Source organism: Pantoea sp. S62, assembly GCF_016658625.1.
Taxonomy (GTDB): Bacteria; Pseudomonadota; Gammaproteobacteria; order Enterobacterales; family Enterobacteriaceae; genus Pantoea; species Pantoea vagans.
This window is the reverse complement of sequence record NZ_JACVVI010000002.1, coordinates 453898-471723: the sequence shown is the minus strand read 5'-3', so window position 1 is coordinate 471723 and position 17826 is coordinate 453898. Positions and strand designations below refer to the sequence as shown.

The following is a 17826-nucleotide window of genomic DNA, read 5'->3' as shown; positions in this document are numbered from 1 at the left end:
TCCTTATTTTTTACCGAACCATGAACCACCCTTTGAACTCCTTCCTGGAACTCTGGTATTTGTTGGCTTTGGTTTTGTTTTTTCTTCAACTACTGTTGTAGTTTCTTCATTATATTTATCTTTAAGTTTTGCACGGTTTTCACGTAAAAGTTTTTCGGGATATTGAGTACCGAGATTCGCAAGTACATACTTAATGGCAATACTTGAATATACTAAGCAGTCTAATGTTTCATTTCTTTTTTGACCGGGCTTTAACATCCAGACTAGTTTATTACCCTTTGGTTTTAGTACTTCAGAACTTAATTGTTCAAAGTAATCATGTGGTAGGGAACTACTGAAATGTAATTGTGTTGTTGCCGTTTCTGGTTCATCGCTTATTGCTAAGTTTACCCACTTACGTATATTTAATTTTTGCTCATGTACGTTTAGTATCTGTAAGGGATAGTTTGCCTCTGTTGACTTCTTAAACAATGGGCTGGTAGTTGAACTTGAACCCTTTATTGCGTGGTACTTAGACCATGTACGACAAAACTTTTTAACTGTATCTGTTGCATTACCATTACCACTGTCGATGAATGCCGCAAGCATGGGTATCTCACGTCCAGTAGTTGATTTAAATGTCTGCTTACAGTGTTCGTTAAGTTTCTTATAGGCTTCAGATTCAATCTTAGTACAGTCACTACCGTAAAAGTATGAATGGTCTAATACCCATATATTCTTTTCATCAAATGCGATTGTAGTTGCTTCAAGCCTGTCACCCTGCTGATCACAACCTATAACGATTCCTAGTGATTCATCAGGTATACTGTGAATACTTATATTGTCAGTACGTAGTGTTTCAAGTCTTAGTACATCTAACTCTTTTTCATACTCGTTTTCATAAACTTCACCCAATTCATTATTAAAGAATGTTTGCATATTGAATGTGTACATTGCTTCGGAAAACTTTGCTACCATCTCTGAAATAGAATTCAAAGGGGAGTACATGCGAGACAACTGGAATCCAACTACACCCGGTTCACCTTGGGGATTCGTTGCAATCCATCGGCCTGCAGATACCATCTGGTGTCTTTTATGTTCTGATATAATCCCCTTACAGTGGGGGCATTCTAATCTAGTGGTAGTACTGTCTGGTATTGCCCTTCCGTTTTCAAGTTGCTTAAACTCAAAGCGTACCTGTTCCCATTCGAATACATATTCATGACCGCAATCATGCGTAACATGAAATCGTCTTTTATCGGATAGATTGTATTCTGAGTTGATTAGGTCATTGGGAAATAATGGAGTACTGGAAACTACTGTCAAAGCATCATCACCAAAGGTCGATGTTCTGGCTTCGGCTAACTTGATTGGGTTTCCTTCCGAGGTAATTTCAACATTTGATACTTCATCTAATAGTACTGTCTTACATGTAATGCCTCTAAGGTTTCCCGGAGTATTGAGGTTCATCCAGTATATGAAAGTACCGTTTACCATTTCGGATTGCTTAGCATTGTTTGCGGCATTCTTATCTGCTTTATCAGTAATCAATGGTCTTAGTACTTCAGAACCTTCAACTGCTGGCATGAATTTACCATTCTTAAACTTTTTTATTTCATCTGCTGAACTACTCGCAAAAGCAAAGTTAGTTGGATCATTTGCCATAATTCCAAATGCGATTGATTGTAGTACTGTCGTCTTTAAAAGCTGGCTACATGATTGGAGTACTATCTTCTTTGTGCTTCTAAGTTGAGCTACATCTATTGGTTCACATTGAAAGTTAAATGGTATCCAAGGAAGGCCCATACTAGGACCATCAACCCAACGTAATGGAGCTTCGGGGGATTTTAACCAATCACTTGTTTTCTGAATCTTCGGAGGTTTGACCGTCTTCTGTGAGTTCTGTAGTATCTTCGTTAGTTTCTTCTGGTTGTAATTCATCATCCAAGATTTCCATATCTTCTGGTAAGGTGAATTCCATTTCACCTAAGTTATATAATTGTGTATCTATTTCCTCGCGTAGTTTATCTCTTAGATCCTTTGCATCTTCCATTGCAAATAAATCAAGATAGATTTTATTGGGAATGCTTCTTACTGTATTTTTAATCTGAAATAGATATCCCGTAAGAACATGTTCAACATATTCAGTACTGATTACGGTGTCGCGTTTCTCTGCTAGTTCAATCTCTGCTAGTTCACGTTCTGCGGCAAGTTTTGCAAGTCGTTCACGATCCATCTGTTCTTTAATATCGCCATTGCGTAGTTTGTCTATTACGTTTTCACGAATCCATTTATAGATTTCTGTTTCTGATTTAGTACAGTCCAATCCATTACTAACCCATTCACGACTAATTACTGAAACGTCATAACCATATCTGCGAGATAGTTCAGAATAAGATATAGTTAGTTTTGATTTAGCCATTTTGTAAGTTCCTTTTTTCAGTACTCATAATATTTCCTTTTATGAATTGTTATAATATAACATTGTTATGTATGGCATTTATTTTTCAAATATATTTAAAATAAAGTGCTGGCGAAATCTCGCGGTGTTTTAAGGGGGTGGGAGTACCTACTGATCAGATGATCAGTAGATATTTATTCTATATGAAGTATTTATTGATGTGGATTATATGAGAGATATGCCACCCATAGTGACAGTACTGCAACAATGAATGATATTATAGGAATGTATAGCCCGGAATAGCGTGTGAATTTCTCATTTGGCTCAAGATATTCAATGAAATACATCTTAGTTTTTAGCCATCTTACAGCCCATCTATCACGCCATGTGATTCTATGTAAAACGCCTGTAAAACGGTGATAATGAAATAGTGCTTTTACACATCGTTTAATTACTTTATCATTTATTGTTCGTGCATCATATGTGTGATAGAGAATTAAATTTTTATGTTTAGCTAAAGAATCTTCAGAGGTTGATGGACTGCAAAATATGTGTATATGCCCCACCGCACTATAGGTGATTACTAATACTGCACCTTCTTGCATGTGATGGTTGAAATGTAACCTTTTATCTTTTCTTTCCTGTACCCCTTCTTCTGTTTCTAACTCTATTACCTCTTCAGTTTCTGTTTGTATCATATTGCCTGTAAATTTCATACCAAACTGTAAATTGAGACCATCAAAACCAAAGCCATTTGGATTACTTTTATAATCATAAACACTAAGTTCAATGTTGATATTTTTAGCTGATATGGCTACTTCTTGAAGAGATTGCTTAATTCTTGGCTTATGATATCGCCAGTTTGCTCTTGATATTTCTCTTCTCAACTCATCTTTTTCAAACTCTTTTTCTTGCTTATTAATCCATTTCATTAGTAATCCTTAATGAGGTGTAGAGTAATTAATCAGTAATTAAATCACGCTCTGTTAGTTCTTTCTGCCATAGAATTTTATTAGTTATAGGTTCACTCATCCATATACTGAACCCCTTTACTTTGTCATTGTAGTTTTTAATTCCCAACAGTGGCTTATCACATTCTTTAAATGAATTACATGATTCATTATAATAGATACTTAGATTATATGGACGTCCACCATTATCTATGTCTTCAGTAAATGCTTTTCCAAGTGTAGTTCTGATAACCTGATCACCATTGACCACCACAGCGGTTTTAAGATCTTTACTTATTGTTAGTTTACCTTTATCACCCAAGTTGAAATAATAAGCAGCATTAGCATATGCACTTACCATTGTTAATACTACCGCCACCAGTACTTTCTTCATTGCTTATGTTCTCCCCTTACCTTGCCAAGATAATATGCTGCTGCATATCCAATAACTACTGCCCCTATGAAGCCACATGCTTTCATAGCGACACTATCGAACACAAACAGCGATGCTAGAGCAATGAAACTCATAGCTACTGTTATCGCCCCTTCCAGAAGGTGAGCAGATAGTTTAGCCAGCAAGTTTACAGATTTCATTATTGATCCCTTTGCACGTTTGCGGATGGCTGGTGATGAAATCCAGATAAGGCTTGAGCTGGTCTTCTACTATGAAGTAGATCATATCAAGTCCTTGTGGCTGTACCTTCCAGTACATTGCACTGTAGTGATTCTGTAACCTGCGACTTCCAAGGGCTGCTTCTTCAATGAGTCCTTGCCATAAGGCAGTGGAGATAGTGAAGCTGGCACCGAAACGGTACAGGGCTTTATAGGCATAGCTACTACGTGAATTCCTGATGATTGCCACAGCTACTGTTTGTGACACAAAAATCTGACCACCCAAACGGCCACTAACACGGCCTGCACCATATGCCAACTGATTATGTATGGCTTCTTTGCCCTCATCGTCAAGTTTCCGGTAAAACTCGGTAATTACTGTAGTAACCAACCTTCGTAAGGGTTCTTCATTCCTAACCAGCGATTTCACTACTTGGTAGAATCGCTCTGTTTCGCTATCGTTGCGAAATTTGCGGTCATATCCAACAGCACCAGTACTGATATAGGTCCGTTTAGCACCATAGTAGACGCTCTGCGGAAGTCCTTTAATGCTGTCCCAAATGCCTTTAGCGATGTTAGATGCGTCCATATCCTGACCTGCTTCAGTTAAGGTATGGTTAATAGTATCTGATAGGTTGTGCGGTTTTCAAACTGTAAATGATGGTACTAAAAAGCCCCTCTAAGGGGCTGTACTGAGTCAATCTACTTGTTTGTAGGATTGCTTAACCAGAGTACGGAAGTCGTCTGTGGTCGCGTCTGGCTGCGTTTTAAGGTGCTCATTAAAGTACGCCTGACTGTGTTTGTTCAGTTTCCCTTGATCGTTGATGTGAAAGGTCTTGGTCTTCCACTTAGCATTGATTGGGTAACGTTCGCCGTACTCTGGACTAAAGGCACGAAGGAAGTTATCAACATCAGACATTGATTTGTCCTTCTTAACCAGTGCTATGTATGCTGGGTGTTCCTTGATTTTCTTACTCAGTATCTTATTCACTACGGGGAACTGTTCGTGCTTCTCAGTTTCTGGATTGAAAAGTGTTACCGTATAGCGTGTGTTGTTGTCTGCCTTGGGCTTTTGTTTCCGTTGCTGGGGTACTTCCTCGCGTCCCTGGAACGTCGCTATGAGGTCTTCTACAGAAGAGATACCCAAATCAGCATTTTGTTTTAGAAACGCTTCCAGCTTCTTACGTGTGGCTTCTTCGCGATTCTGGCGGGTAGTCTGAATGTACTCTCTCAGTACTGGAATGTTCGATTCAAGTACATCAAGATCGGCAAGGTTAATGCGTTCAATATCTGCTTTATTGTCGGCTAGTTCAAACTGTCCTGGGTGCGTCTCGTTTCGAAGAAGGTTAAAGATTCTATTAGTGATAGTACTCATTGATAGCTCCTGGTAAAGTAACATGGCAATAGCTTATAGCCATACTATTCATCTTTAATAAGATTAGCAATTAGTCCGATGCTTTTAATGGTAGTTGAGGTTTAGCGTATACTACCTTTGTAAATTTATTGTTTTCTTTTAGTGTGGTTATCGGCAATGATTTGCTCAATATCAGCCTACTTGGTTTTACTAGTAATGCGTTTCTTTGGTTTAGGTGCTTGCTCTGGCTCTGGTTCGACTGCTGGCTTCTCTACTGGATGTGAAGTAAGTATCTGGTTCAGTACTTCAACTGTCATCTGCTGCCCTGCTACGAACCACGCATGAATGATCTTGCCTGCAATGTACTTATCGTAAACGTTGGAATCTATAGTGTACTGCATGAATAGTTCTTCTTCATGCATCATATGTTCATTAACTTCACCATCGCCACACATGATCTTACCGTATACGTTTGATACGATGCGAAGTGATCCTATGTACACATAGTTTGTATCATGTAGTTTACTCAAATGTAGCCGGGCTGGTTTACCATCAATATAGAATGATGCTTTAAAGTTTTGAGTGTTATTATTAGTTATTTGTAAACTAGTTATCTTATACATTTTAAAATTCCTTTTATTTTCGCAATTTCCCGTAAAATTTTGCTGTAGCCATTATACCGAATTGTTTATTCAAGTGAGTGTATGAAGGCATACGTTCATTCTTTGTGATGTATTTATCTATGTATGCTGAAATTGCTTCTGTATGCAATTCTGACAGTACTAAATCATCACTTAGGGGGGAACTCTTTGGCTTGTTGTAGAGGCCATCAGAGCGGCCTCCTTGTGCTTTAATTGCCTTTCTTAGTTTGTTCCATGTTGTCATTATTTCTCCATTCAAACATTTTTGGTTCTGGTTCTGGTTTAACATACTGATAGTACTCATCATAGATACAGACATATCCAATCATACCAAGTTTTTTTATGAGGTCATTTGTGTATCCCCATTCATAACATTCAGTATATCCAACTGGCATTGAAACCTTATTCAAATTGGCTCTGTATGGCACGCTAGAGCGGTGTATGCTCTGTTCATCATAGATGTACCCTTGTGTCTTCATAACGTGCTTAAAGAGCCTGTAGTGCTTGTATTCGTAGTGTGGGTTTGATTCGTCTAGTTGCTTCATTCTGCGTAGTATGTCATTCGTATATCCGACTTTGACGCTTAGTGTTTTTGTGTGCTTGTTCTGTACAGTACACATGTAGATAAATTCCTCTTTCATCTAAATCCTCTTTTGCATAAAAAATAATCATTTGTTCTCACAAAAATGATCTCTTTTACTTAATAATAATGGTTCTTTGTGAGAACATTTTATTGTTGGGTTACTGCTTAGTCTTCACCGGGACGGATGGGCCGCTTGATACATCCTTCATGCGTTTCTCACTGTCGTCTATTGCCCTTAGTACACTCACTAGGTTTTGGTAGTAGTTGTCTACCTTAGGAATCTCTTTATAATATAGAATATAACTTTCCTAAGGTAGACACTTCCCTTCAAAAGTAGATTCTGTCTCGCTTAGGAATCTCTTTATATAGAATATAACTTTCCTAAGCGAGACACTTAACTCATTAACTGAATAATTTGTTGAATCTAGCCTTAAGTCCCTCAAGGGTCTGACTCACTTCAACGTGTTCAACTGCTTTAGGTCTGAACACTGGCGGCCTGAACTGAAGACCGGTAAGTGATAGATGAACTACTTCGCAAAGTCTTACCTTCTGTCCGTTCACGCGTTCCTGCTTCCCCTTCGATAAGGTAATGTAACGCTCTACAATGCTCTTAGCACCCTTGGAAGATGAGCTAACCATCTGACCGCCAACTACTGAAACTGATTTCTTCCATAGTGGATGTTTTAACATTAGTTCATCATTACCTGCAAAATACTCTTGATGCACCTTACTGATAATAGAATCGGCAATATCACCAATATCAAAACTGTCTAGCTTAGTCTTTCCGGCTAGCTTAGTAATGATTAGCTCACGAATGGTATTTCCATTTGGGTAATAATCTGCGTCGGCGTGTGCTCTTGCGAAGAAACTACGGTCTTCTACATATCCTTCAATTAGGCTCTTGAAGTCTTCAGACTTGAGGCCGCGTGCTAGTAACTTCGAAGCACTTTCATCAATACTTGTATAAAGCTCTGTAGCGTCTTCTACGGCCTTCACGTTACCACTTAGGGCATCATCAAGGTACTCAAGAATAATCGCATTCTCGGCCTCTACTGCGGCCTCCTTTAGCTTCTTAGCAGTGTCAGTAATCACCTTTGCAGTATCGCCATCACCATCTTCAAAACGCATTGGATTAATTACAAAATCATACTTTTTAAGTTCAGTACAAAGCATATCACAATTGTTTGCGTACTCTCTAATTTTGTGTTCACTATATGCATAATCAATACCAGTAAATGAAACATGGAATTCACCATTATGAAAGTACACCATACTACCGGCAATATCTTTACGGTACTGACTGGTGAAGGAATACTTAGCTTCATCAGTCTGTAAAGTTTCATAAGTAACCTGTAGTAGTTCTTTCATTACTTTTGCATCACTGACTACTTCATTACGGTTAAAGATTCCGACTTCTTCAATCTCAGAACGGTTTAGGTAGTAGGTAACACACTTTAGTTTACTTACATTACGAAAACGGTTTGTAAACTGTTCGATGCGTGCCGGGTGTTCATGACCAACAATGATTACATCAACTTCATCTAGTACATTATTGATTGAAAGTCCTTCAACAATACTATAAGTACCATAAAGAATATCTGTTTTCATAATACCGCTAGTATACAAATCCATTACATCCTGATTATCTTTTCTGTCTGCATTAACTACTAAACCACTACGAGTACACATCTGATTCAATGCTTCACACTGTGCTTTGTCATTTAGTAGTACGATTGTTTTACGCTTACTCTGATTCAAGTGTGTTAGTACAAGATCCTGAGTCTTAGTTGCGATGACAGTATTAAGAGTTTTACGTGCTAGACTTGGTTTGTAAACCTTATACACTTTATTGAAGTCAATCCCAGAGAAATCATCAGGACTAGCAGTACCACTTAACATGATTACACTTTTGAATAGGTTGAAAGAAGTAATCAGGCGGTTAATTACGTTTGCCTTATAACCATAGTCTAAGAAGAATCCGTGTACTTCATCAATCACTAATGTTTTATCTGCAAAATATTCTTTATTTGGGTGACGTAGAATCGTATCAATCTGGTTCCAGGTACAGATTCCAGTTTTGAACAAATCATTATCACCTTCGAATGATAGACGAATTGAAGTTAATGGAACCAGTACTATATAACCCGTCTTAGCACGTGTAACCATACCACGTTGCCTTTCCTCTTCGGTTGGTTTGTAAATGAACTGAGTAGTCTTACCCGTACCAACTGATGAATTGATTAGGTTAACACCCGACGATAAGTCCATTTCATCAATAATACTGTTAATCCATCTGTTTTGTTCTAATGTCCATTCACCATTATATGCCGATTCACTACCGGTCATTTCCTTGCGTAGTACTGCCATTAGTAGCTTATCTTGAACTTCACCACTTAGTACTGCTGCTCTTAGTTTGTCTGACTCCTTCTTTAATTCTTCTCTTGATAATAGTTTTGGTAATTGTAGTTCTTCCGTGAACATATATGTATTCCTTCATTTGAATCAATACTATCCGTGTATTGATTAGTTACTTTTTAAAATTGTTTGTTGATTGATTAAGTACTGAACTGCTGCGGCTATCGTCTTGTGTGCTCCACTATCTACCATACGCTGTAACGCTTCTTCCTGAGTTGCATTGATTCGTACTGATAGTTGTTTTGTCTTGTTTTCTTTCATGTTGTCATCCTTGTTTTGTCATACATTTTTATACTAAATCGCAATGAGAAAAACCCCAATAACATCATTGGGGTAATCTCGGAGGATTTAGGAATTCATACGTGAACCGGTATGTCGGTGTACTACTATTATATCACAAAAAAATTGACCATCTCATTTTTCTGCTTTCTACATAGTTATTTATCATTTTGAATCAAAACCACGTCTATTATAATGAGTTTTCTCTAAAATATTTTTGTACTACTGGAATGTGGCTTAGTACTTTCAATATAATGCAAACTACTATAAATGGTATAAGTATCATGAATGCACCACTTACATAGAATACGAAGAGTACAATCATGATTAAAGAAGTAAGCAGATATTCTTTTATTAGTTTCATCAATTTTTCCTTTTGCTGATTAACTAATGTATTTAGTACAACACATACAAAAGCACCCTCATTTGAGGGTGCTTTAGGTTATGTTGTTTATACATATCAGTACGCCCTGTTGTTTAGGTAAAGTTGGTCAACCATACCACGATCATCAATCAATACTGACTGTTTAGGGTGAACCTTCTCCTTCTGCCAGTCATAATCTTTCGCCTTGTTCAACGCAGTAACCATATCAGTATCATTGATGCCGTTATTAACTGCTTCAACGTTGATACGTTTACCTTCTATCCATACGTTTACATAGCCGGTCACCACTGAACCTGAACGATAGTTGTAGTTATCCTATGAACTCATTGAAGCAGAAAAACCATTTTTAGTACTCTTGGTGATTGTGTAGTAACTGAACTTGCCGGTGTAAGCCACCATGTTAGCAATTTCTGTTTTACAGTCAGAATCACACTGTAAGCTAGTAACTTGTGGTTGTGATGCACATCCAGTAAGTAGAAAGAAAGCAGAGGCAATAAGTAGTTTATTCATATTATAATCCTTTTATTATTAGTAAGGTATTTAGTTAACTTTTGAAAAAAGCACCCCTAAAGGCAATTAGGGGTCGCCACGGTTAGCTGTTACAGAGAATTGTTCAGAAAACGATTAAAGATTATCAGCACTCTTTAAAGTCGTCAATAAAAACTGATCATTTTCAACCACTTACGTTAAGTCTGTCAGAATAGTCCGTTGATAAATCAATAACTTACAGACGTAAAAAAACCCGCACAAGGCGGGTTTTTAGTAATGCCTTTTTTTTACTTTTTAGGCCAAAACAATCGTCCATCTAGTAATGGATAATGTACTTCCGAAAGCAAACTATGTGCAGTGGCTAGAACGGCCATTGAAGATTCATAGAAGTCGCTGTGTTCGCGTATGCGATTTTTTACTTCATCAGGCAATTCGCAGATACTATCTGATTTTAAGTCTTCTCCTAGCTGCACTGGTAAGCCATAGTAGAAGATGTAGTTATAGGGTTCGTCCCCTGCACTAAAGGTGTAGTACTCTTCATCTCCTTTAATCTGAAAGCTAATCATCAGACGACGCTCTACTTTCCATGCTTTAACTTCACCTATTGCACTGTATACAATGTCTCGTAACTTTAGCCTATATTCGTGTACGGGGTCTTGTAGAACACCATATTGAGCATAAGTAAAGAAACTCAGCATTAAATCTTCAAAAGTATTATCTTGTGATAGAAGTTGTTTTCTTTGTAGTACTTCAAGTTCCAATACAAGATTAGATCTAGAATCTTTTAATTCTTTTATCTGCTGAATAACTTCATCAACATCATCTAAACCTGCAAGTACTAACTTTGTACCATTACTGATCTTCTTACCTATATCTTCAACAAGTACTTCAACACTTGCAATCTGATTACTATAATCTTCCTTAGTAATACCGCCTTTACGCTGCATGTTGATATAGGCAATAGTAGTTACAAGCATTAATGTATGCTCAACTAATATACCTGGTAGTGACCATGTTTTACAATCATGGTTATTACCTCTGCCTTTCTCGCATAGATATCTAATCGTGTCGCCATGTCGCATAGCCATCATAGTACTATTACAGTGACCACATCTGAATATTTTCATTCCTGCAAGCAAGTTAATATTATTCTTTTCAGAAACTACTTTAGTAGTACCATCTTCATCAATAATAGTTTTTCCCTTACCTACTTCACCTATGTACTTTGTTGTTTTTCGAATCTGTTTGAGCCTTTCGAATTTACCCTCGGTAATTAGTGCCGGAAAGTAGTTCAGTAATGAATAATCTTTTCCATCAACTTGGATTTCACGTAAACCATACACTGCCTTGTTGAATCTAAGTTTACGGATATTAGCAGTACTCCATGCTTTCCCTTTATATGCATGTGGGTATTTTTCATTTAGATATTGTACTACTTTAAAAACACTCTTACCTTCCATGAACAGGTTAATAGCATCCTGTGCAGGCTGCCATAATATCGCGTGTCTACGTACCGCTTCAAACTTATCAGTACTGGAATCGATCCACCATGGATGACTGCCAACGGCCTTTATAGTCGTTGGTAGGCCAGTCTGAAAACGGCGAATCATTGCTAATGCACTACCATTAGTTCGCATTTGCTTTGTTTTACTTTCTTCATGTGCACGACTGAATAGCAAAATACTTTGTAGCAAATCCATAGAGTTTTCATTTACTGAATCTTCTGTATAGATTTTACTATCTGAACCAGTAACTATAGTGATTCCTAACTCTAACAAGTCATTAAATAACCCCAATGCTTTTAGAATTTTTTCACGTGATATACGGTCCAAGGATTCTACATAAAGAATACTATTAGGTGAGATAAATCCATCTTCTACTGCCTTAATGAAAGCGGCTAAACTTCCTTTACGTGCATTCAATCCCGTGAAAGCCGAAACACCGGCATCCACGATCTCTACTAATTCTAGATTGTTTTCTTCTGCGTAATTTCGAGCACTTTCGGACTGCCGATCTTTAGATGTACCTTCTTGCTGTACAGCACTAGACCAACGCTGATATGAGTACAACTTCTGCTTCATTTACACAATTCCTATTAAAAACAAAAAGTTACCTTAATGTGTAGAAATTGCTTCAGGGTTGCCCGGATGGCTGATGATATGAACCAGCCCGCCCGCCATGGCGGCGATCATCGCGTCTGTGTGATGCTTTCTGTCGCGCGGCGCATAAACCGGCTCATGAAAACCAGCGACGATTAAATCCAATGCATCGAGCATCGGGCCGGAACAGTCGATCTCACCCTGCTGGTTTTTAATGTTGGCTTCGATACCGCGCAGAATTCCCACGCCATCGATGACGCGCGGCCAGACGCGCATGTTAATGAAGTGCCAGTAGTGCGGCGCATCAGCCATGTCGGGGCCGTGGTCGGTAATGGCAAACAGCTTCATGCCGGTTTGTTTCGCCTGGGTCACGTAGTCGTGCAGCGTGCTGTAAGCATGCGTGCTGGCGATGGTGTGCATATGCAGATCTACCGGATACATCCTCTTCTCCTGCTGAGTGCCCCTGCCGGGGCCGGTTCATTAGTAGCCGCGCTGACGATCTACCCTGCCCTGCGGCGGCTCGCCTGCCTGATCCTGGGTGATGGCGCGGGCGATGTAATCGATAGCTTCGTCGATCAAGGTTACCGCCGCATTATGAGGCGTGATCGTGACGCGCGGATGTGACCAGAGCGGATGCGCTTCGGGCAGCGGTTCAACCTGAAACACATCCAGCGCCGCCGCTTTCAGCTGACCGCTATTGAGCGCGGCCAGCAGATCCGCTTCCACCAGCTGTGCGCCACGCGCGATGTTGAGGAAGAACGCGCCGTGCGGCAACTGCTCTAAAAAGGCGTGGTCGATAAGATTAATGGTCTCGTGCGTGCTCGGCAGCAGGTTGATCACCACACGCGTCTCCTGCAAAAACGCAGGTAGCGCATCGCGTCCGGCAAAGCTGGTCACGCCGTCGATGGCTTTTGGTGAACGGCTCCAGACGCGTAGCGGGAATCCCCAGGGTTTCAGGCTCTCTGCCACGCTCTGTCCCAGCACGCCCGCGCCCAGAATCCCGACGGTAAAGCTTTCACGCGGGTAAGCAGGCAGCGGCTGCCAGCACTGTTGCTGCTGCTGAAGACGGTAGTCGTCAAAACGACGGAACCAGTTCAGTACGCTATGGACGGCATATTCCTGCATCTGGCGCGCCATCCCGGTATCTTCCAGCCGGTAGAGCGGCACGCTGTCGGGCAGCATCTCAGGGTGCTGCAGCTGTTTCAGAATCTCGTCAACGCCTGCACCCAGCGCAAAGACGCCGCGCAGTGTGGCACGTCCCTGCAGCATCTCTGCGGGGGGTGAACGGACCAGCGCATAATCTGCTGGTCCGTTGTCGCCTGGTTGCCAGGCACGCACACGCGCATGTGGCAGACGCTGTTGCAAACCGTTAATCCAGGCCGCTGCAGACTGCGACGGGTGATACCAGATGATCTCCATCCTGCTCTCCTTTTTTTCTTTCAGCGTCGGGGAAAAGTGAGGTGAGAGCAAGAAAAAACCCGCGTGAAAAAGCGGTTTTTTCCATAAAAATAATTCCCGTGGCTTCACATTTCCGGCTCGCTTCAGGGTGAAGTGGGCAGATAAGGTCTAAAGTTGGTCCTGTGGTCAATGCGTTACGCGCGGCCGCATTTCGGACAAGGAGAAAAACCGATGACAAAAATTGAGGTAAGCGCCGACTCACGGCGTCAGCGTTATGCGCCCTTTCTGCTCACGTTGCTGCTGAGCGTACCTGCTTTCACCGCCCATGCCGACGACAACAGCCGCATGCTGAATAATCAGCCGCAGCCGCCGGACGTTCGTTTAGGGCCGCTGTTTAATGCCGTGCAGCAGGCGAAGTTCTATCCCGATCAGAAGACTTTTGCCGATGCGGTGCCGAAATTTGATCCCGCTTCGATTCTTGCCGACTGGCAGATGCAGAAGAAACAGCGCAATTTCGATCTCAAACGTTTTGTTGACGCTAACTTTACGCTGCCTGCTGCAGGCGACAAATATGTGCCGCCCGCCGGACAAAACCTGCGTGAGCACATCGATGGCCTGTGGCCGGTGCTGACGCGCACCACCAGCAGCGCCGGTCAGTATGACTCGCTGCTGCCGTTGCCTAAGCCCTATGTGGTGCCGGGCGGGCGTTTCCGCGAAGTCTATTACTGGGACAGCTACTTCACCATGCTGGGGCTGGCCGAGAGCGGACACTGGGATAAAGTCCAGGATATGACGGATAACTTCGCCTCGCTGCTTGACCGTTATGGCCACATCCCCAACGGCAACCGCAGCTACTACCTGAGCCGTTCACAGCCGCCGTTCTTCAGCCTGATGGTCGACCTGCTGGCGACGCACGATGACGGCAAAGCTTATACCCACTATCTGCCGCAGCTGCAGAAAGAGTACGACTACTGGATGGCCGACAGCGATAACGTCGCGGCGGGCGCAGCCAGCAAGCGGGTGATTAAGCTGGCAGATGGCACCCTGCTCAACCGCTACTGGGATGCGCGCGATGTACCACGCACCGAATCCTGGATGGATGATATTGCCACCGCGCAGAAAGCGCCGCAGCGCAATAAAGCTGAACTTTACCGCGATCTGCGTTCCGGTGCCGCATCGGGCTGGGATTTCAGCTCACGCTGGTTTACCGACGCGCACAACCTGTCGACAATCCGTACCACCCAGCTGGCGCCGGTTGACCTGAATAGCCTGCTATTCCATCTGGAGCAGACCCTGTCGAAAGGCTACCAGATGAACAAGCAGAGCGATCTGGCGAAGCAGTACGCCGATCGCGCGGAGAAGCGCCAGGCGGCGATCAACCGCTATCTGTGGGACAGTAAACAGAACTGGTATGCCGACTATGACTGGCAGAAAAAGCAGGTTCATCCGCAACTGACGGCTGCCGCGCTGTTCCCGCTCTATCTGCAGGTCGCCAGTGATAAGCAGGCTGAAAGCACCGCCAGCGCAGTTGAAAAGCAGCTGCTGAAGCCCGGTGGTCTGGTGACCACCACCGTGCACAACGGCCAGCAGTGGGATGCACCGAATGGCTGGGCACCGCTGCAGTGGGTTGCCGTGGAAGGTCTGGAGCATTACAACCAGCCAAAACTGGCGAAAGAGGTAGGCTTACGCTTCCTGCAAAACGTCCAGACAACCTATGACCGTGAGCATAAGCTGGTGGAGAAATATGTCGTCGACGGCAAAAATCTCGGCGGCGGTGGCGGCGGTGAGTATCCGCTCCAGGACGGCTTTGGCTGGACCAACGGCGTCACGCTGAAACTGCTCGATAAGTATTGTCCGAAAGATAAAACCTGTAACAGCGCCCACGATATTCCGCAGGCGTCAGCCTCACAACCTTAACCCTCTCTGGATACCTCTGGCCTCACCGGAGGTATCCGCACGCCTTTTCAGCGAATTTTACTTGACCTTCTTACATCAACAGGCAAAATTGCAGCCAATTTACAAAAGGTAATAATTCTCATTATGATAATGAGATTACCTATTAACAACTTTACTCACCTGCCTTAATCTTTGCTATGAAAGGAACTCCGATGAAACTGTCACTGTCGCTGAGAGGGTATATTCGCCTCTGCACCCTGGCGCTGACCGCGCCTGCTCTGAGTTTCGCTGCCGATATGGTGGTGACTGCACAACCGCAGGAAGACTCGACGTCACCGACCCAGGGCTATCTGGCGACGACCAGCCAGGGCGCAACCAAAAGCGATCGTCCGCTGATCACCACGCCGCAGTCGATATCCGTGGTCACCCGCCAGCAGATGCAGGATCAGGGCGCGCTGACCCTGAACCAGGCACTCGGCTACAGCTCCGGCGTCTTCACCAACTTTGGCGGTGCCGCGACCCGTTACGACACCATTGCGCTGCGCGGCTTCCACGGCGGCGATGTCGATAACACCTTCCTCGACGGCATGCGGCTGATGAGCGACGGCGGCAGTTTCAACGTATTGCAGGTGGATAACGCCTTCCTTGAGCGCATCGACGTGATCAAAGGCCCCTCTTCTGCACTCTATGGTCAGACGGTGCCAGGCGGCCTGGTCAATATGGTGACCAAACGTCCGCAGTTCGCCGAGGAGGGTCACATCCAACTGCAGGCAGGCAGTAATGCCACCACCGGCACGATGTTTGACTATACCAATGCGATCAACGACCAGTGGGCGTTTCGCCTGACCGGCGTGACCCGCAACAGCGATACGCAGTACGATCACACCCGCGAAGAGAAATATGCGCTGATGCCGCAACTGATGTGGCAGCCGGATGAAGATACCCATCTGATCCTGAAAGCCTATCTGCAGAAAGATCCGTCGGGCGGTTATCACGGTTCTGTGCCGGGCGACGGCAGCCTCACCGAACACAACGGCTATAAGCTGAGCAATGGCTTTTATGAGGGCAACAGCGACCTCGATCAGTTTAAGCGCCGCGAGCAGATCTACAGCTTCGACTTCGCTCATCGCTTTAACGACGTCTGGTCATTCTCCTCAACCGGCAGCTACAGCCACTCCAATGTCGATCTCGATCAGGTCTATCAGATTGGCTGGGACGAAAATAATCCCGATCTGCTGAACCGCTACTACTCTGGCGAGCGCTCGTCGCTCTCCGCCTGGTCAACCGATAACCGTTTACAGGCGGAGTTTGCCACGGGTGAGCTGGAGCACCGCGTCACGCTGGGTGCCGAGTATCATCGCTATAAAAATGAGATCAGCGCGGCGGGCGGTTCGGCTAACCAGCTCAATGCTCTGACCGGCGAACAGGTAGGCGACATGCCGGATTACACCTGGGCGGATAAAACCCGTCGCTACTTCCAGACCGGCCTCTATCTGCAGGATGAGATGAAGCTGGATCGCTGGCATCTGGATCTCTCCGGCCGTTACGATCGCATCGTCGCCAATAACAGCGGCAGCGATCGCCGTCAGGATGATCACATCAGCGGACGCGCGGCACTGCTCTATGCCTTCGACAACGGCATCTCACCTTACGTGAGCTGGAGCCAGGCGATTACCCCGACCGCGCTCACCGATCCCAACAATAATCTGCTGAAGCCGACCACCGCTGAGCAGTATGAAGCCGGGGTGAAATATCAGCCCAATGGCACCCGCGATCTCTATAGCGTGGCGGTCTATGACCTGACGCAGAAAGATGTGGCGAACCGCAACGTGCTGACGGCGACCTATTCGCCATCAGGCAAAGTTCACTCACAGGGTATCGAGCTGGAAGCGCGTAATCAGCTCACCCCGCGTCTGAGCACCGTGGCGAGCTATACGCTGAATCATCTGCGCTTTAAGGATTCGGTGGATGGCAACAGCGGACATACGCCATACGTCACCCCTAACAGCATGGCGGCACTCTGGGGTCACTATCAGTTTGATTACGGTCTGAGTGCGGGTGCAGGCGTGCGTTACATCGGCAAACAGTGGGCGGACAATGCAAATACCACGCGCGTGCCGTCGGTGACGCTGTTTGATGCGTCAGTGCGGGCCGATCTTGGCGTCTGGAACAGCAGCCTGAAAGGGGCCTGGGTTCAGGTCAACGCCAACAACCTGACCGATCGTACTTATGTGGCGGGCTGCTACGGCACAGGCTACTGCTACTGGGGTGCGGAACGCAGCGTGATGGCGACCGTTGGTTACGATTTCTGATTAAAAGTAAAAGATAAAAAAAGGGACGAATCG

At 43.8% G+C, this 17826-nt stretch carries 17 protein-coding genes and 1 pseudogene; 2 read left to right on the top strand and 16 right to left on the bottom strand.

Annotation, left to right across the window (positions count from 1 at the left end):
• Positions 1–3: 3 nt before the first annotated feature.
• The 16 genes and pseudogenes from IBT54_RS04850 to ghrA all read right to left on the bottom strand — a co-directional run bounded on the left by IBT54_RS04850 (position 4) and on the right by ghrA (position 13606).
• Positions 4–1923 (bottom strand): terminase gpA endonuclease subunit, encoded by a 1920-nt coding sequence (locus tag IBT54_RS04850; RefSeq protein WP_236262914.1) that lies wholly within the window; start codon positions 1921–1923, stop codon positions 4–6.
• Positions 1835–2401, bottom strand: coding sequence for a hypothetical protein (locus IBT54_RS04845; RefSeq protein WP_236262912.1), 567 nt, complete (start codon positions 2399–2401; stop codon positions 1835–1837). The genes IBT54_RS04850 and IBT54_RS04845 overlap by 89 nt, the downstream gene beginning before the upstream one ends.
• A gap of 191 nt (positions 2402–2592) precedes the next feature.
• Complete coding sequence (locus IBT54_RS04840) at positions 2593–3312, bottom strand: hypothetical protein (protein ID WP_236262905.1); 720 nt, start codon at positions 3310–3312, stop codon at positions 2593–2595.
• A gap of 28 nt (positions 3313–3340) precedes the next feature.
• Positions 3341–3724: a hypothetical protein gene (locus IBT54_RS04835; protein ID WP_201251685.1), complete on the bottom strand. Its 384-nt coding sequence runs from the start codon at positions 3722–3724 to the stop codon at positions 3341–3343.
• A complete protein-coding gene (locus IBT54_RS04830) occupies positions 3721–3924 on the bottom strand; it encodes a hypothetical protein (protein WP_201251684.1) in 204 nt (67 codons plus the stop codon). The genes IBT54_RS04835 and IBT54_RS04830 overlap by 4 nt, the downstream gene beginning before the upstream one ends.
• The gene (locus IBT54_RS04825; protein WP_201251736.1) at positions 3899–4531 is read right to left on the bottom strand and encodes a hypothetical protein; all 633 of its coding nucleotides are present in this window, start codon (positions 4529–4531) and stop codon (positions 3899–3901) included. The genes IBT54_RS04830 and IBT54_RS04825 overlap by 26 nt, the downstream gene beginning before the upstream one ends.
• Before the next feature lie 108 nt (positions 4532–4639).
• The gene (locus tag IBT54_RS04820; protein WP_201251683.1) at positions 4640–5317 is read right to left on the bottom strand and encodes a hypothetical protein; all 678 of its coding nucleotides are present in this window, start codon (positions 5315–5317) and stop codon (positions 4640–4642) included.
• A gap of 176 nt (positions 5318–5493) precedes the next feature.
• Complete coding sequence (locus IBT54_RS04815) at positions 5494–5919, bottom strand: hypothetical protein (protein WP_201251682.1); 426 nt, start codon at positions 5917–5919, stop codon at positions 5494–5496.
• 227 nt (positions 5920–6146) lie between these two features.
• Positions 6147–6578, bottom strand: a complete 432-nt coding sequence (locus tag IBT54_RS04810) for a GIY-YIG nuclease family protein (RefSeq protein ID WP_201251681.1) — start codon at positions 6576–6578, stop codon at positions 6147–6149.
• A gap of 344 nt (positions 6579–6922) precedes the next feature.
• On the bottom strand, positions 6923–9001 hold the full coding sequence (locus IBT54_RS04805) for a DEAD/DEAH box helicase family protein (RefSeq protein ID WP_201251680.1): 2079 nt from the start codon (positions 8999–9001) through the stop codon (positions 6923–6925).
• A gap of 42 nt (positions 9002–9043) precedes the next feature.
• Complete coding sequence (locus IBT54_RS04800; RefSeq protein ID WP_201251679.1) at positions 9044–9196, bottom strand: hypothetical protein; 153 nt, start codon at positions 9194–9196, stop codon at positions 9044–9046.
• 478 nt (positions 9197–9674) lie between these two features.
• Positions 9675–9884, bottom strand: coding sequence for a hypothetical protein (locus IBT54_RS04795; protein WP_201251678.1), 210 nt, complete (start codon positions 9882–9884; stop codon positions 9675–9677).
• Positions 9885–9914: 30 nt separating this feature from the next.
• Positions 9915–10109, bottom strand: a complete 195-nt coding sequence (locus IBT54_RS04790) for a hypothetical protein (RefSeq protein WP_201251677.1) — start codon at positions 10107–10109, stop codon at positions 9915–9917.
• A 266-nt stretch (positions 10110–10375) separates the two neighbouring features.
• Complete coding sequence (locus IBT54_RS04785) at positions 10376–12169, bottom strand: recombinase family protein (RefSeq protein ID WP_201251676.1); 1794 nt, start codon at positions 12167–12169, stop codon at positions 10376–10378.
• 51 nt (positions 12170–12220) lie between these two features.
• Positions 12221–12628, bottom strand: a pseudogene (locus IBT54_RS04780) (PHP domain-containing protein); the annotation flags it as partial.
• A gap of 39 nt (positions 12629–12667) precedes the next feature.
• Complete coding sequence (gene ghrA, locus IBT54_RS04775; RefSeq protein ID WP_201251675.1) at positions 12668–13606, bottom strand: glyoxylate/hydroxypyruvate reductase GhrA; 939 nt, start codon at positions 13604–13606, stop codon at positions 12668–12670.
• Positions 13607–13816: 210 nt separating this feature from the next.
• Here ghrA and treA point away from each other — a divergent pair, with 210 nt between their 5' ends.
• Both treA and IBT54_RS04765 read left to right on the top strand, forming a co-directional pair.
• Complete coding sequence (gene treA, locus IBT54_RS04770; RefSeq protein ID WP_201251674.1) at positions 13817–15502, top strand: alpha,alpha-trehalase TreA; 1686 nt, start codon at positions 13817–13819, stop codon at positions 15500–15502.
• A 191-nt stretch (positions 15503–15693) separates the two neighbouring features.
• The gene (locus tag IBT54_RS04765) at positions 15694–17793 is read left to right on the top strand and encodes a TonB-dependent siderophore receptor (RefSeq protein ID WP_201251673.1); all 2100 of its coding nucleotides are present in this window, start codon (positions 15694–15696) and stop codon (positions 17791–17793) included.
• Positions 17794–17826 lie beyond the last annotated feature (33 nt).

Bases quoted from the DNA above. Each gene is read 5' to 3' on its own strand.
- IBT54_RS04850 (WP_236262914.1), bottom strand. From the start codon at position 1,923: ATGATGAATTACAACCAGAAGAAACTAACGAAGATACTACAGAACTCA.
- IBT54_RS04845 (WP_236262912.1), bottom strand. From the start codon at position 2,401: ATGGCTAAATCAAAACTAACTATATCTTATTCTGAACTATCTCGCAGA.
- IBT54_RS04840 (WP_236262905.1), bottom strand. From the start codon at position 3,312: ATGAAATGGATTAATAAGCAAGAAAAAGAGTTTGAAAAAGATGAGTTG.
- IBT54_RS04835 (WP_201251685.1), bottom strand. From the start codon at position 3,724: ATGAAGAAAGTACTGGTGGCGGTAGTATTAACAATGGTAAGTGCATAT.
- IBT54_RS04830 (WP_201251684.1), bottom strand. From the start codon at position 3,924: ATGAAATCTGTAAACTTGCTGGCTAAACTATCTGCTCACCTTCTGGAA.
- IBT54_RS04825 (WP_201251736.1), bottom strand. From the start codon at position 4,531: ATGGACGCATCTAACATCGCTAAAGGCATTTGGGACAGCATTAAAGGA.
- IBT54_RS04820 (WP_201251683.1), bottom strand. From the start codon at position 5,317: ATGAGTACTATCACTAATAGAATCTTTAACCTTCTTCGAAACGAGACG.
- IBT54_RS04815 (WP_201251682.1), bottom strand. From the start codon at position 5,919: ATGTATAAGATAACTAGTTTACAAATAACTAATAATAACACTCAAAAC.
- IBT54_RS04810 (WP_201251681.1), bottom strand. From the start codon at position 6,578: ATGAAAGAGGAATTTATCTACATGTGTACTGTACAGAACAAGCACACA.
- IBT54_RS04805 (WP_201251680.1), bottom strand. From the start codon at position 9,001: ATGTTCACGGAAGAACTACAATTACCAAAACTATTATCAAGAGAAGAA.
- IBT54_RS04800 (WP_201251679.1), bottom strand. From the start codon at position 9,196: ATGAAAGAAAACAAGACAAAACAACTATCAGTACGAATCAATGCAACT.
- IBT54_RS04790 (WP_201251677.1), bottom strand. From the start codon at position 10,109: ATGAATAAACTACTTATTGCCTCTGCTTTCTTTCTACTTACTGGATGT.
- IBT54_RS04785 (WP_201251676.1), bottom strand. From the start codon at position 12,169: ATGAAGCAGAAGTTGTACTCATATCAGCGTTGGTCTAGTGCTGTACAG.
- ghrA (WP_201251675.1), bottom strand. From the start codon at position 13,606: ATGGAGATCATCTGGTATCACCCGTCGCAGTCTGCAGCGGCCTGGATT.
- treA (WP_201251674.1), top strand. From the start codon at position 13,817: ATGACAAAAATTGAGGTAAGCGCCGACTCACGGCGTCAGCGTTATGCG.
- IBT54_RS04765 (WP_201251673.1), top strand. From the start codon at position 15,694: ATGAAACTGTCACTGTCGCTGAGAGGGTATATTCGCCTCTGCACCCTG.